Origin of the sequence: Stenotrophomonas sp. SrG, from assembly GCF_050031795.1 — a bacterium.
In the GTDB taxonomy this organism is placed as follows: domain Bacteria; phylum Pseudomonadota; class Gammaproteobacteria; order Xanthomonadales; family Xanthomonadaceae; genus Stenotrophomonas; species Stenotrophomonas rhizophila_A.
Window position 1 is genome coordinate 106,469 of the sequence record NZ_JBNBBE010000011.1, and the last position, 14,075, is coordinate 120,543.

The window sequence follows — 14,075 nt, forward strand, 5'->3', positions numbered from 1 at the left end:
AAAGTCTGACATACCCGTGTTCAGGGAGTGTCGCCAACGTCCCGTGGCGGATCGCTGACCGGCTGCCCGTGCTGCAGCATCCACAGCATGATGGTCTTCTGCCGCACGTAGTTGGCGCGCACGTAGGCATACACCAGGCCATGCCAGCCATCGCGGAAACCGCCGCGCAGCAGCAACCCCCGCCAGAACCGCCACGCCGGGGCCAGCACCAGCTTGGCCAGCGTGGCGCGCTTGCCGCGCGCGAACTCGTGCTCGGCCATCATCCGCGCATAGCGCTGGGTCTTGGCCAGCTGCTGTTCCAGTGAGCGGTAGGGGTAGTGGATGAGGTCGCCGCGCAGGGTGCCCACGCTGCCATCGACACTGGCTGCTTCGTGGATCTCGCGCTTGCCGCGCCAGCCGCCGTGGCGGCGGTCGAACAGCCGCAGCACCCGGTCCGGGTAGGCATTGCCATGGCGCAGGAACTTGCCGAAGTACTCGGAAAGCCGGGCAAAGCGGTAGCCATGGTGGCCGGTGAAGCCCGCCGCCTGGGCGGCGAGGATTGCTGCGCGCAGGTCATCGCTGATGCGTTCGTCGGCATCCAGGCACAGCACCCAGTCGTGCGTGGCCTGCGCCACGCAGAATGCCTTCTGGCTGCGGAAGCCGTCGAACGGGCGTTGCAGCACCCGCGCCCCGGCGGCCGTGGCGATGGCCACCGTGGCATCGGTGGAGTACGAGTCCACCACGATGACCTCATCGCAGAAGGCCAGCGAGGCCAGGCAGTCACCGATGCGGTCGGCTTCATTGAACGCGATAATGCAGGCCGAGATGCGAGGCCGTTCAACGGGAGCGGTCGTGGAGGACATGATGGCCGAGTACCTGCTGTTTGCGACGGAACGCTATGCGTTGCCTATTCTCGCCCCGTTGGCCCAGGCGTTGCACGCCTCCGGTCAATCGGTGTCGGCGTGGTTTGCCGACGGAGCGGCCGGGGCCAGCCTGCCAGGCGTGCCCAACGTGGGCCTGCAGCAGGCGCTGGCGCTGCGCCCGCGCGCGGTGTTCAGCGCGGCCAACTGGGTGCCGCCGTTCATTGCCGGGGCCAAGGTGCAGGTCTTCCATGGCTTCAACGTGCAGAAGCGCGACAGTGCCCGTGGCCACTTCCGCGTGCGGGGGCTGTTCGACCTGTACTGCACCCAGGGTCCGGCCACCACCACCCCGTTCCGCGAGCTGGCCGCACGTGAGGGCCACTTCGCGGTAGCCGAGACCGGCTGGCCCAAGCTCGACCCGCTGTTCCTGGACGACGGCGGCGCCAGTGCGGCGCTGCGCGCGCCCGCGCAGGGGCGGCCGGTGATCCTGTTCGGCTCCACCTTCACCGAGCGCCTCAGTGCGGCCCCGCACCTCTACGAGCAGATCGCCGGGGACATCGCACGGGGCGGCCACTACTGGCTGCTGACCCTGCACCCCAAGTGCCCGCCGGAGTTGTTCGCGCGCTACCGCGCACTGGCCGGCGCCAACGCCGCCTTCATCGAACCGGAGCAGGTGATGGCCGCGCAGCGCGCCGCCGATGTGCTGGTGTCGGACACCTCCTCGATCGTCTCCGAGTTCGTGGTGCAGCACAAACCCGTGGTGACCTTCCGCAACCGCGTCCCGCAGCCGCACATGATCGATTTCGACGATCCGGCCCAGCTGCCGGCGATGCTGGCACGCGCGCTGCACCCGGAGCCGGCGTTGATGGCGGAGATCCGCCGCTACGCCGACGACATCCACCCGTGGCGAGACGGCCGCTCCAGCGAGCGCGTAATCGCCGCCACCGAGGATTTCCTGGCAGGCGAGATGGGTATCCTGAAGCGCAAGCCGTTCGGCGCGTGGACGCGCGGCCTGCAGATCCGCAGGGACCTGGGTTATTGGGGCCCCTCCAAGCGGTAACGGTTACCGATACGGGCGGCGCTTCACGAACGCAGCATTGAGCTGCTCGAACACCGCCCGCGCCTCGGCTTCCGGCAGATACCGCAGGCACAACGCGATGCTGCCGCTTGCCCCCGCCGTATCCAGCCATACGCTGGACGTGCCCAGCCACCGGTCCAGCGGCGAGCGGCCCAGCCGCAGCGCCTGCAGCTTGTCCAGCTCGGCAAACCGCCACCAGCGTTGCCACCAGCCACCGCGCACGGCCACGTAACGCGCATCCAGGTGCCAGCCCATATGCGCCATGGTGCGATGTGCGCGCAGCGCCGACCACGGCAGCCACGCCAGCACCAGCGCGCCCCACGGCCCCACTTCCCACACGGCACCGGCAGCCAGCAGCGGCACGATCACCAGCGCCGGCAGGCACAACCGCCACCAGCCGCGCAGCGGCACCGGCCGCCACTGCGCCGGTGGCCACTTCAGCTGCGGCAGAAGGTGCTGCACCAGCGTGTTGCAGGCCTCGGGCGTTGCCAGCGGCGCCAGTTCGCGCAGGTCGCGGCGTTCGCCATCGGTGGATACACCGGCGGCGATATCGATGCGCAGGTGGCGGCGATCGAACCAGCGCTGCAGCGCGGTTTCGCGCAGCGTCCAGGCCTGGATCCGCCGGCGCGCCACACTGGTGCGCATACGCGTGAGCAGGCCGCTGGCCACGGTGAGGCGGCGCTCGTGTTCGGTCAGCCGGAAGCCGTGATAGCGCAGCAGCGCCAACGCCACGGAGAACACCCGCAGCAGTGCCCAGAAGCCGATCACCATTACCAGTGCCGCCACGACCCAGACCCAGGTGGCCGGGTGCAGGGAGCTGGCATAGCCGAACGCCTGGCGGCCACCGTGTTCAATGGCGTCGTCGACCGCGCCGCGCGGGAACAGCTGGTACGACGCACCGATAGCGGCCAGCACCACCACCCAGCCGCGATTGGACAACAGCCCGACGCGCACCACATCGGTGGTACCCAGCTGCAGCAGGACATCTTCGGCCGGGACGTCGGGGGTTTGCACCGCCGTCGTATCCCCGCTGGCCACCTGCTGCTGCCCGCGCTGGCGCACCAGCTGCTCCAGCGCCAGCGCCTGGTCCAGCTTGAGCACGCGCATTTCCGCTTCCGGCCGGTTCCCGCCGGCCGATTCCAGGCGCAGTTCGGCCACGCCGAACAGCCGGTGCAACGGATTCTGGTGCACCACCACGTTGTGGATGCGTGCGAAGGGAATCTCGCGCCGGTTGCGTGAAATCACCCCGCTGCGCACGCTGATCGCATCGCGGCCGATCCGGTAATGGAAGGTGAGGTACTGCAGGATGGAAACGGCCACCAGCACCACGATCACCACCAGCGCCGCCAGGTTCGACCACATCTCCTCCTGGTCACTGTCGCCGCGGCCACCGAACACCACCAGCGCTACCAGCGGCAGCAGGAACTGGCGCAGCTGCATCAGCAGCACGAACAGCCACGACCATGGATGCAGGCGCTGGTCGGGGGCGCCGTCGTCAGCCAGGGGCGTGCTCACAGGGCGTCGTCGTCCTGGTCCAGCTGGCGCCCCAGCGTATCGCGCAGGTGCTCGGCATCGGCCTGGTCCAGCCCGGCCAGCGACACCGCACTGAAACGGCTGCCGGCGGTATGCACCACCAGGGTGGACAGCCGCGCGGTGCGTTCGATCGGGCCACGGCGCAGGTCCAGGTGCTGCACGCGCGACAGCGGCACCCGGGTCTCCAGCTGCCACATCAGGTCACGGCGCACGCCCAGCCCCTGCGCATCCAGCCGCCACCACGTGCGGCGCTGCCGGCGGAAGCCGAAGACGCCGCCGATCAGCGCGCCGGGAAGCAGCATGGCCGGTCCCGCGATCCAGCGCATCGGCAGGTCGAAGACCACCCACAGCGTGCCGAGCACGCCCCCGATGAAGATTGCACCGGTGATGGCGCCGGCCACGCCGGCGATGGTGGCCGCGCGCAGCGGCAGCGGCTGCCACGTGCCCTGGTCGGGCAGGGGTGGCGGGGACGGCAACGGGGCAGGGGACGGGTCGGACAAGGCAAGCGCTCGGCAGGAGGAAACATGCCGGGCGTCCACATCAGGTCGGCTGCGCCCGTCGCGCAGACGGTAGCAGGTTGGCGCGGGCTATTGCGCGGCCTGGATCAGCGCGTCCACATCCAGCAGGTGGCCGGCGCGTTCGGCCTTGGTGCGCAGGTAGTGCTCGTTCTCGGCGGTGATGTCGCCGGTCACCGGCACGCAGTCCACCACCTCGATCCCGGCATGGCGCAGGCGCTGGGCCTTGGTCGGGTTGTTGCTGAGCAGCTGTACGCGCTGTACGCCCAGGCCCTGCAGCATCGCCACCGCGCTGCCATAGCGGCGCTCGTCGGCGCCGAAGCCCAGCTGTGCATCGGCATCGATCGTATCCAGCCCATCGTGCTGGTAGCCATAGGCGCGCATCTTGGCGGCAATGCCGGTGCCGCGGCCTTCCTGGTCCAGGTACAGCAGCACCCCACCGCCCAGTTCCTTGAGCTTGCGCAGCCCGCGCCGCAGCTGGTCGCCGCAGTCGCACTTGAGCGAGCCGAACAGATCGCCGGTCAGGCACGAGGAATGCACGCGCACCGGTACCACGCCGGCAAGATCGGGGTTGCCCACGATGATCGCCACCTGGTCGCGCTGGGCCACGCCGCCGCGGAACACCGCAAATTCGGTCATGCCCACTTCGCGCAGCGGCACCGGCGAGCGTGCCACCAGCTCATAGGCGTGGGCGGCCTGCTCGGCGCCCTGGGCCAGGTCGCACAGAGATACCTGCGCGCAGCTGTCGAAGCGGGCATCGCCCGGGGCCAGCAGTACCCCGACCATGGCCGGGAGCAGCAGGCCCAGCCGGGCGATTTCCACCGCGCCCTCATCCAGGGCCTGCCCGGCGGTCCAGCCGGCCGGCATCGGCTCGGCATCGCGCAGGTAGCTCAGCGAGGGCAGTGCATCAAAGTCGACCCCCGCCAGCGGGACGCGTGCGCCGTCTTCGGCGGCCACCCCCAGCACCCGCGCACGGGTAGCGGTCAGGAACAGGTAATGCTGCCCGGCGGCCACCCCGGCAAAGGCGGTGTAGCTGCTGCGCGTACTGCTGTCCAGGGCGATGAAAGCCAGGCGCTGGCCGTGGCCGTCGTCGATCACCACCGGGCGGCCGGCACGCAGTTCGGCCACCGCGCGCTCGCAGCGGATCGCGGCCGGATCGCCGAACGGGGAAGAAGCAACTGGGGACATGGCAGGGGCCGTGGGGGACATCGTGGTTTCACAGTGGGGTCGGAAGGCGCCGATTCAATCGTGGCCGGTGCGACGCAGCGTCGCGCTCAGTGCGGATGTCGGTCGGTGGCGTACGGGTCCACTTCGTCGCTGTGCGGCGGGCGCAGCGTGTAACGCTTGTAGGTCCACTGGTACTGGGCCGGATCGCGGCGGGCAATCGCCTCGATGCCGGCATTGAGCGCACTGGCGGCCGTGCGCGCGTCAGGATCGGCCACGGCGGCGTCAGCCGGCGTGATGTGCAGGGCGAACTGCATGCCCGGCCCGGTGCGTTCGCACCACCCGTACAGCACCGTGGCCCCGGTGCGCTCGGCCAGCCGGTTGACCAGGGTCATGGTCAGCGCTTCCACCCCGAAGAACGGGGCGAACACGCCATCGCCGGCCTTGGGTTGCTGGTCCGGCAGGATGCCGGTGGCGCCGCCGTCCTTGAGCACCTTGAACAGCTGGCGCACCGCTGGCCCTTCGGCCCGGACCTGCTGCACGTTGCTGCCGCCCCGGACCAGCTGCAGGAATTCATCGCCCACCGCTTCATCCGGCGCCTTGTAGACGATGGCGATCGGCCCGCGCGAGGCCAGCCACTGGTTGAGCAGCTCCCAGTTGCCGTAGTGCGGGGCGGCCACGATCACGCCCTTGCCGCTGGCCAGGGCCGCGTCGTACAGCGCCTCGCCATGGCGTTCGGTGAGCAGGGCCAGGTTCCGGTCGCGCGGGCGCGTCCACAGGCGCAGGGTTTCCACCGCCTGCAGCGCGGTCGAGCGCAGCACCGCCTTGTGCAGGGCGGCGCGGTCCTCGGCCGACAGCTCGGGGTAGGCCAGCTCCAGGTTGCGCCGGGTCACCCGGCTCTCGCGGGCGTTCAGGGCGATCCAGAGCCCGGCCAGGCCATGGGCAAAGCCGCGCAGCCAGGACCAGGGCAGGCGGGTGAACAGGGCAGCGGCGCGGTAGGCCAGGCGGGCGGTGGTTTGCGGTTTCATCGTGGCAAAGTCTAGCCGGTGCGTGCGCCCAACCCCTAAGGTAGGGCGCCACGTTTACCGGAAATGCCCACCATGCTTGTCCTCATCCAGCGTGTTACCCAGGCCAGCGTCAGCGTGGACCACGCCGTGGTGGGCCAGATCGGCCCGGGCCTGCTGGCCCTGGTGGGCATGGAGCCCGGCGATACCGAGGCCCAGATCCGGCGGATGGCCGATCGCCTGCTTGGTTACCGTGTGTTTGCAGATGAGAGCGGGAAAATGAACCGATCCCTGGGGGAGACAGGGGGCGGCCTGCTGCTGGTGAGCCAGTTCACCCTCGCGGCAGACACGGCCAGCGGGATGCGCCCGGGCTTCAGTACCGCCGCGCCGCCTGACGAGGCTGAACGTGGATTCAACAGATTGGTGGAGATCTGTCGTCAAAAGCACGTTTCAGGGGTGGAAACCGGTCAGTTTGGCGCCCATATGGTTGTCAGCCTGATCAACGATGGTCCGGTGACCTTCCTGCTCAGACCCTGACCCCGGGACCACCGCCCGGGCCCGAGGGGCGCTGGGCTGGTATAATGCTAGGTTCTATTCCCTATCCCTGCCGGTGGCGCGAGCACTACATGGCCAACGAACGTCCTGCCCAGCAAAACGACATCAAGCTTCTGATCAGCAAGGGCCTGGAACAGGGCTACCTGACCTACGCCGAAGTCAATGACCACCTGCCCGACGACATTGTCGACCCGGAGCAGATCGAAGACATCATCGGCATGATCAACGGCATGGGCATTGATGTCCATGAAGTTGCGCCCGATGCCGAAACCCTGCTGCTCAACGACGGCAACACCGGTAACCGCGAAGTCGATGACACCGCGGCCGAAGAAGCTGCCGCCGCACTGAGCGCACTCGACACCGAAGGTGGCCGCACCACCGACCCGGTGCGCATGTACATGCGCGAAATGGGTACTGTGGAGCTGCTGACCCGCGAAGGCGAAATCGCCATCGCCAAGCGCATCGAAGAAGGCCTGGGCCAGGTCCAGGCTGCACTCGGCACCTTCCCGGTGTCGGTGGAATCGCTGCTGGCCGATTACGAAGCGCACAAGGAAGGCAAGAAGCGCCTGGCCGAAGTGATCGTCGGCTTCAACGACCTGGTGGAAGAAGTCCCGGCCCCGGTCGTGGCTGAAGACACCAGCGACGACGCCGATGCGGACGCCGACGAAGACGAAGAAGACGGCGACGACGTCGAAGAAGAAGCCGGCCCGACCGGTCCGGACCCGGAAGAAGTCGCCCGCCGCATGGCCGAGCTGGCTGCTGCCTACGCTGCCTTCAAGAAGGCGGCGACCAAGGCCGACCGCAAGCCGCTGACCAAGCTGCGCGACGACATGGCCGCCGTGTTCGTCACCCTGAAGCTGCCGTTGCCGCTGACCGACGTGCTGGTCAAGCAGCTGCGCGACGTGATGGCCGACATCAAGGGCCACGAGCGCCGCGTGCTGAACCTGGCCACCGTGACCGCCCGCATGCCGCGCAAGGACTTCATCCGTTCCTGGGAAGGCAACCAGACCAACCTGGAGTGGGTGGAAGACGCACTGAAGCGCAAGCAGAAGTGGTCCTCGGCCCTGCGTGACGTCAAGGACCAGATCATTGCCGAACAGCAGGCCACCATCGACATCGAGAAGAACACCTCGCTGGAGCTGGAAGAGCTGAAGGAAATCAGCCGGGCCATGGCCTACGGCGAAGCCAAGGCGCGCAAGGCCAAGAAGGAAATGGTCGAGGCCAACCTGCGCCTGGTGATCTCCATCGCCAAGAAGTACACCAACCGTGGCCTGCAGTTCCTCGACCTGATCCAGGAAGGCAACATCGGCCTGATGAAGGCCGTGGACAAGTTCGAATACCGCCGCGGCTACAAGTTCTCCACATATGCGACCTGGTGGATCCGCCAGGCCATCACCCGTTCGATCGCCGACCAGGCCCGCACCATCCGTATTCCGGTGCACATGATCGAAACGATCAACAAGTTGAACCGCATTTCCCGCCAGATGCTCCAGCAGTACGGCCGCGAGGCCACGCCGGAGGAGCTGGCCAAGGAAATGGACATGCCGGAAGACAAGATCCGCAAGGTGATGAAGATCGCCAAGGAGCCGATCTCGATGGAAACCCCGATCGGCGACGACGAGGATTCCCATCTGGGCGACTTCATCGAGGACACCAACGTGGAGTCCCCGATCGAGAACACCACCAACATCAACCTGTCGGAAACCGTGCGTGACGTGCTGGCTGGCCTCACCCCGAGGGAAGCCAAGGTGCTGCGCATGCGCTTCGGCATCGACATGAACACCGACCACACCCTCGAGGAAGTGGGCAAGCAGTTCGACGTCACCCGCGAGCGCATCCGCCAGATCGAAGCCAAGGCGCTGCGCAAGCTGCGTCACCCGAGCCGGTCGGAGCAGCTGCGCAGCTTCCTGGACATCGATTGATTTCCAGGTAGTCGCGTAAATGAAAGAACCCCGCTTCGGCGGGGTTTTTTCATGGGCTGCCGCCAGCGACGGACGGATCGGGGTCCGCCGCATCGCGCCGGACGCTGGCACACATAATGCTGGGGGCGGGTAGGGTCGGTTCCCAAACGACCGCCGACCTCGCTCATCGGCACGGTAACGCATGATTCCGACCGAAGACCTCTTGTGCCGAGCCCGGCGATTTGCCCGGCCTATCGGGCCATTGGCGCCATGTCGCATTGGCGACATCAAGTGGGCCACGGGCCCGAACGATCGCAAAAGCGCTGGAGTAGGGCGTAGCACGTCCTGGTTCCGCCCGTCCCCAGTAGCAACCCCCGCTTCGCCTCCACTACACTGTGCAACCGCGAAGGGCCTATAGCTCAACGGTTAGAGCAGAGGACTCATAATCCTTTGGTTCCAGGTTCGAATCCTGGTGGGCCCACCACATCCGATCTCTGATAGCGATGTGTGGGCGAAAGCATAAGTTGGCCGTTTTGGCTAAACACAGGTCTGGTTCACTCGGAAGGGCGTTACAGGGGCCATGCCTAGAGTCGGGGGTAACGGGCCAGATCCTGACTGGTCCAGTCCTGGTCACTATTCTCCCTTCTACCCGCATTCGCCGGTGCCAAGATGAAACTAGTAATGCCCGTGGCGTTGCTTATAGCTGTTGCATTCGCACTGGCTGGCTGTGAAGGCGAGCGGGGCGTCCCCGACGATAATGAGATCATGAGTCCAAGCGATGCGCACATGATTCCGGAAAAGGAGCGTGCATTGGTGGAGGCGGCCGCGAAGAAGGGCGATCTCGAATCCGTGAGGCGATTGATCGCGCACTACGAGGCGCTTTCGGGGAGCGACGAAATTGCCGAGAAGTGGAAGGCAACCGCTCGCGAGCTTGGTGATTCGAACGAGCTGTACTTCTACGCATCAAGCACTGTCTTGGCGGCAAGGCGGGAGAGCGATGCAGCGAAGCGACATGCAATGCTGCTTGATGCCTTGGAGGCGGCCAGGCGATCCGATGCAAGTAAAGCCAATGCAGCTGCACAGCAGCTCATTCGTGAGGTAAGGCGGCAAATGGAGGTCGAGCCGTAGGCCCGCAATTGTCCGGCCGCGGCATGCAGAGTCTGCTGGTCGCGGGGCGGTCGCGACGCCTGACACATAGGAGTGAGCTGTGATGGAAGCACAGGTCGAGCGCGGTGTTGGCGCTGTCCAGGCGCAATCCGAGAGGAAGGCGGGGCGATGATGCGTGCGCCATCGAGGTGGAGTTGGCTGCTCTTGACTGCGTGGATAGTGCTGCCGGCAATGCTCTGGTGGTGCGCGACGCTGCTGGATAACCTGCACTTGTTCATACTCCACCAAGCGTACTATCTGCCGCTTGGGAGTTGGATGGGTGAGCCCTTCTTCAGGCTTGACCCCGAAGTAATGTTCTTCGTAATGCCTGCAGGTCGGTTATTGACCGCTCTCGTTTACGCGGGTATCGCGTGGATGTTGATGGTGGTCTGGCGACGCTGGCGAAGGCGTCGCCGTTAACGGCCAAGAGGGCACGGGTCTCCCATGACCCCGCCTCTTCGTCTGGCCGCACTGGCCGCCGCCATGCTCGCGTCCGCCTGCAGCGAAGCGGCTTTACCGACGCCAGCGACCGCCTGCCGGCGCACAGTCAAGGCAATGGGCTGGCGATAGGTGACCTCACGGCGACGGCCTGCCGGGCATCTTCGTCGGCAGCACCGGAGAAGCTTGTGCTTTCGCCCACAGCCAGCTCCGTGCGGCTTCCACGCCGAAAGGTCTGAATTCCGGCCATTTATTGCCCATCCGCAAGGCCGCTGCCATTGAGCAATCCACCAATGGTTGCCCTGGCTCCGCCGCTCTGACGGTTTGGCTGCTTCCGTTGGCCCCCTGCCGATGGTCACGTTGTGGAACCTCCGACGCCATGCTCGAATCGGGAAAATCGTTCGTCACGGAGCATGTCGGATGTCCTTCAGATCCAACGCCACACACTTGGTGTGCATTGCGATTCTCCTGCTGGGGCCACAGTGGGTCAGCGGTCAGTCAGGCGGACCGACGCGTCAGGCGCCTCCGTTGGTGACCGTGAGCTACGAGGAAGCGTTCGATCTGTTCAATCTGCTGGACAACCTTCCAGATTGGCTGCCGGGGTACACCAACGCGGTCTACCAGCAGGACTGGGAGCGCAGGTTTGGGCTGGACGTGGAGGACCGCGCCGCGCTCGCGGCTTATGGGCAGTTTCGCCAACGAACTTCCCCCATGGCCCGTAATGACGACGGAGGGCGCCCCTTGGCTGATCGCTTGCTCGCTGGGAGCGATACACGCATCGGCGACCCATATACCGCCTATTTCCAGAACGCGGCGTCATTCACCGCCGCCACCGAGGCCGCCATCGCCGCGCAGGCCCCGGGTGACCAGGCGTTGTTACGGCGCTACTACGCCCGCTTCGCGCCCCGCGCGCGGGAGGTGTTGGCCGGCAAGGATCGTTTCAGCCGGCAACAGGAGGCGTTGATCAGGGAACTGGCGGCACCGGAAGCCGCTGCCTTTGCCACTCGGATGCGCACCTTCTACGGCGCCAATTCCGCGCCTGTCTTCAACGCGAGATTCGTGTGGTGGCCGTACTCGAACCGCACCCAGGCCAAGCTGCGCGGTGGCTCCATCGTGCTGTTCTCGGACTGGGCCGTTGAGGACGACTGGGCGCCGATAGTGTTGCACGAGTACGCGCACTTCCTGTCGGCGGGTCAGCCCGCGGCCAGCCGCGAGGCGTTGGCTGCAGGGTTCGCGCGGCTGTGTCCCAGTGCCTTGGCCCTGCCCAACCCGTTGAACGCACTCGAAGAGCCGTTGGCCATCTACTGGGGCCAGTACCGGTTCGAACAGGAAGTGCATGGAAAAGCACTTTCCAGCGACGCATCGTGGTATTTCCAGCCCCATGCCGACCGCGCCGCCAAGGCCATTGCCGCCGCGTTTCCAGCTGACCAACCGGCACCGATGCTTGCTGTGGGGCCGCTATTGGAGGCCGCCGCGTCGACCTGCGAATAGGATCACCGGGAGGCTATGGGTCGCTCACCGCTGCGGTAGGCACGAACCTTTGCAACGACCCGCAGCGAGCAGAAACGAAATGATTCCCTCCTTACAATCAGATCCATGTCGCGAAAGGCCAGTGAAGACAGTACGCACTTCACGCTTCCCTTGTCCCTCTGATACGCCGCGCACAAAACGAACCTTGAGCCGTTGACGCGCCACTTTAGGCAAGCGCAGCATCACATTGTCGCCGCAAAATCGGCGACCGGGATTTGCAGCCCGACTGTTGTAAGGCGCACCAGCGCCCATCGTCCGATGCACGGCGCTTTCTTTTTTGGCCCGTTGCATCGACGATGGGCGTGTTCTCGCTAGTTCTATGGCGGGCGGTGCACGGAGGTCGCAAGACCTGCCGGTGCCTTACTCCGGTCTGCAAACCGTGTACCGCCCGCCACTTCGATTTGCAGCGAGGTGGCGGATTCCAAGGCTCAAGTAAGGAACTCAGCCATGTCATCCGAGAATCTGACCGCGCCAACGCGCACATCCGTCGACTTCACCCACTACTTCGGCCAGATCGCCGATACCCTGGAGTGGGGGAGCTCCACCTGGCTTACGTTCGAAGAACATCTGACTGCCAACGACACGCCGTTCGAGGCGCTTACGCTCAGCGATGTCATTGGTGCCATTCACTCCACCCGCAGCGCACACCCTCACGCACCGGGTACCTTGGTCAACCGGTTGATTGGAGCGGACGATGTCTCCAGGACGGATCTGTTCCGGGTCATCCGCGAGCTGCTGCGCATCTATGATCTGCGCATCGTGGAACTGCTGGCACTCATCGACATCCTGGAGCACTGCCCGGGAACTGTGGAAGACCTGACTATCAGGAACCTGCTGGCGTTGATCTCCGTTGTGGATGTCTACAACTCGCCGCTTACGCCTGCGGCTGTTACGGAGGCCACCAAGGCGGCTGCGGCGGTGCACTAGGGCCTGCAGGTGTCCGTGACTGCCCAGCTGGGGCGCGGATGATGGAAATGCGGCCCGCGCATGTTGTTGTCGCGGGTTGGGTGGAGAGTCGCCGGACCAACGGTCCGGCGCTACCGGTGTTGCTGCTACAGAACGTTCACAACTCCGGTTCCACACTGCCTGAGCCAATAGGGCAGTACTGGAGATGGCTCATGCGTCGCATCAATGCCGCCTTGCTCGCTGCTGCCATCGCGGTCGCCGGAGCAGTGGGGTGTTCCCAGCAGAACCAGGAGGCACGCGAGAATGGTGTTCCTGTTGGCATGGCAAACCCGGCGTCCGAGTACTGCGTGAAGCGCGGTGGCAAGGTCATGATCGAGAAGGACCGGGATGGCAACGAGCGGGGCATCTGCCACCTGCCGGACGGCAAACGGATCGATGAGTGGGAGCTGTTCCGGCGGGACGCTCCGAAGAAGCCGAGCTAGAGCTCCGCGCCGCCGAGCGTAAAGCCAGCTGGCTTCAGCCGGACCAACGGTCCGACGCTACCCGTGCCTCACAACCGATGGTTGTGGGCGGCCTACTTGTTGTTCTTCCCGACTTCTTTGGCCGCCCGATCAATCGTATCGGCCACCACCTTGGGCTGGGTCATGAAGACCGCATGGCTGGCCGGCACCTTGGTGATGCGCGCATTGATGCGTTCGGCCATGTGGATCAGCATCGCCTGATCAAACGCCTTGTCTTCAGTGGCGATCACCGCCCAGCTCGGCTTGGTGCGCCACGCCGCATGCGTCACTTTAGTGCCAAACGCCGCCATGTTGATCGGCACCTGCGAATCACGCAGGAATGCCGCGTCCGCATCGGTGGTGTCATGCGCAAAGCCTGCCTTGAACTTGTCGGGCTTGATGAAGCCAAACCCGTCGCTTCCAGTCTCGATCACGAACTCAGGCGTGGGCGCAAAACCGGTGTACAGCTGCGCCGTGGTCTCGCCCGCATCCGGCGCCAGCGCCGACACGTAGACGAGCCCGGCAACCTTGTCGTGCACACCCGTTTCGGTAATCACGGTGCCGCCCCACGAATGCCCGACCAGGATGGCCGGCCCGTCCTGACGATCCAGCACGCGCTGGGTGGCCTTCACGTCGTCAGCGAGCGAGGTCAGCGGGTTCTGCACGATCGACACGTGGTAGCCACGCGCGGTCAGGTCGTCGTACACCCCACGCCAGCCGCTGCCATCGGCGAAGGCGCCATGCACCAGCACGACGTTGTGCACCGGTTGGTCGCGAACGGCGTCGCTGGCCTGGGCGGGGGAGAGGGCCGCCGCCAGGGCGACCGCGAACACTGCAGGGATGAGCTTGAACATGGACGACTCCTCGGGACGGTGGGATTGCGGGGGCGGCGTTGGCCGGCAGGGCTACTTTGCCGGCCACACGCGCACGATCGGTCGCATAAAGTCTTGATAACTTGATCAGGCG

The 14,075-nt window shown here is 65.9% G+C and carries 13 protein-coding genes and 1 tRNA gene; 8 read left to right on the top strand and 6 right to left on the bottom strand.

Annotation, left to right across the window (positions count from 1 at the left end; genetic code table 11):
* Positions 1 to 20 precede the first annotated feature (20 nt).
* Positions 21 to 842 (bottom strand): glycosyltransferase family 2 protein, encoded by an 822-nt coding sequence (locus ACQG3P_RS12105; RefSeq protein ID WP_426805183.1) that lies wholly within the window; start codon positions 840 to 842, stop codon positions 21 to 23.
* Between ACQG3P_RS12105 and ACQG3P_RS12110 the strand changes: the two genes are divergently transcribed.
* Positions 841 to 1,899: a CDP-glycerol glycerophosphotransferase family protein gene (locus tag ACQG3P_RS12110; protein ID WP_426805226.1), complete on the top strand. Its 1,059-nt coding sequence runs from the start codon at positions 841 to 843 to the stop codon at positions 1,897 to 1,899. The genes ACQG3P_RS12105 and ACQG3P_RS12110 overlap by 2 nt on opposite strands.
* Before the next feature lie 3 nt (positions 1,900 to 1,902).
* Here ACQG3P_RS12110 and ACQG3P_RS12115 read toward each other — a convergent pair whose 3' ends face one another.
* The 4 genes from ACQG3P_RS12115 to ACQG3P_RS12130 all read right to left on the bottom strand — a co-directional run bounded on the left by ACQG3P_RS12115 (position 1,903) and on the right by ACQG3P_RS12130 (position 6,157).
* A complete protein-coding gene (locus tag ACQG3P_RS12115) occupies positions 1,903 to 3,432 on the bottom strand; it encodes a PH domain-containing protein (protein WP_426805184.1) in 1,530 nt (509 codons plus the stop codon).
* Entirely contained in the window at positions 3,429 to 3,950 is a 522-nt protein-coding gene (locus ACQG3P_RS12120) for a PH domain-containing protein (RefSeq protein ID WP_245356735.1), read from the bottom strand. The genes ACQG3P_RS12115 and ACQG3P_RS12120 overlap by 4 nt, the downstream gene beginning before the upstream one ends.
* Before the next feature lie 87 nt (positions 3,951 to 4,037).
* Positions 4,038 to 5,174, bottom strand: a complete 1,137-nt coding sequence (gene ribA / locus ACQG3P_RS12125) for a GTP cyclohydrolase II RibA (RefSeq protein ID WP_217537991.1) — start codon at positions 5,172 to 5,174, stop codon at positions 4,038 to 4,040.
* Between the two features lie 65 nt (positions 5,175 to 5,239).
* Positions 5,240 to 6,157: a lauroyl acyltransferase gene (locus tag ACQG3P_RS12130; protein ID WP_426805185.1), complete on the bottom strand. Its 918-nt coding sequence runs from the start codon at positions 6,155 to 6,157 to the stop codon at positions 5,240 to 5,242.
* A 72-nt stretch (positions 6,158 to 6,229) separates the two neighbouring features.
* Here ACQG3P_RS12130 and dtd point away from each other — a divergent pair, with 72 nt between their 5' ends.
* The 7 genes from dtd to ACQG3P_RS12165 all read left to right on the top strand — a co-directional run bounded on the left by dtd (position 6,230) and on the right by ACQG3P_RS12165 (position 13,091).
* Entirely contained in the window at positions 6,230 to 6,670 is a 441-nt protein-coding gene (gene dtd, locus ACQG3P_RS12135) for a D-aminoacyl-tRNA deacylase (RefSeq protein WP_068854158.1), read from the top strand.
* An 89-nt stretch (positions 6,671 to 6,759) separates the two neighbouring features.
* Positions 6,760 to 8,610, top strand: a complete 1,851-nt coding sequence (gene rpoD / locus ACQG3P_RS12140) for an RNA polymerase sigma factor RpoD (protein ID WP_068854157.1) — start codon at positions 6,760 to 6,762, stop codon at positions 8,608 to 8,610.
* A gap of 387 nt (positions 8,611 to 8,997) precedes the next feature.
* Positions 8,998 to 9,073, top strand: a tRNA-Ile gene (locus ACQG3P_RS12145).
* Positions 9,074 to 9,258: 185 nt separating this feature from the next.
* Complete coding sequence (locus ACQG3P_RS12150) at positions 9,259 to 9,717, top strand: hypothetical protein (RefSeq protein WP_426805186.1); 459 nt, start codon at positions 9,259 to 9,261, stop codon at positions 9,715 to 9,717.
* A 987-nt stretch (positions 9,718 to 10,704) separates the two neighbouring features.
* Complete coding sequence (locus tag ACQG3P_RS12155) at positions 10,705 to 11,664, top strand: hypothetical protein (protein WP_426805187.1); 960 nt, start codon at positions 10,705 to 10,707, stop codon at positions 11,662 to 11,664.
* 486 nt (positions 11,665 to 12,150) lie between these two features.
* Positions 12,151 to 12,630: a hypothetical protein gene (locus ACQG3P_RS12160; RefSeq protein WP_217535627.1), complete on the top strand. Its 480-nt coding sequence runs from the start codon at positions 12,151 to 12,153 to the stop codon at positions 12,628 to 12,630.
* A gap of 191 nt (positions 12,631 to 12,821) precedes the next feature.
* Positions 12,822 to 13,091 (top strand): putative hemolysin, encoded by a 270-nt coding sequence (locus ACQG3P_RS12165; RefSeq protein WP_426805188.1) that lies wholly within the window; start codon positions 12,822 to 12,824, stop codon positions 13,089 to 13,091.
* 92 nt (positions 13,092 to 13,183) lie between these two features.
* Here the strand turns inward: ACQG3P_RS12165 and ACQG3P_RS12170 are convergent, their stop codons facing one another.
* Positions 13,184 to 13,963, bottom strand: a complete 780-nt coding sequence (locus ACQG3P_RS12170) for an alpha/beta fold hydrolase (protein ID WP_426805189.1) — start codon at positions 13,961 to 13,963, stop codon at positions 13,184 to 13,186.
* Positions 13,964 to 14,075: the final 112 nt, after the last annotated feature.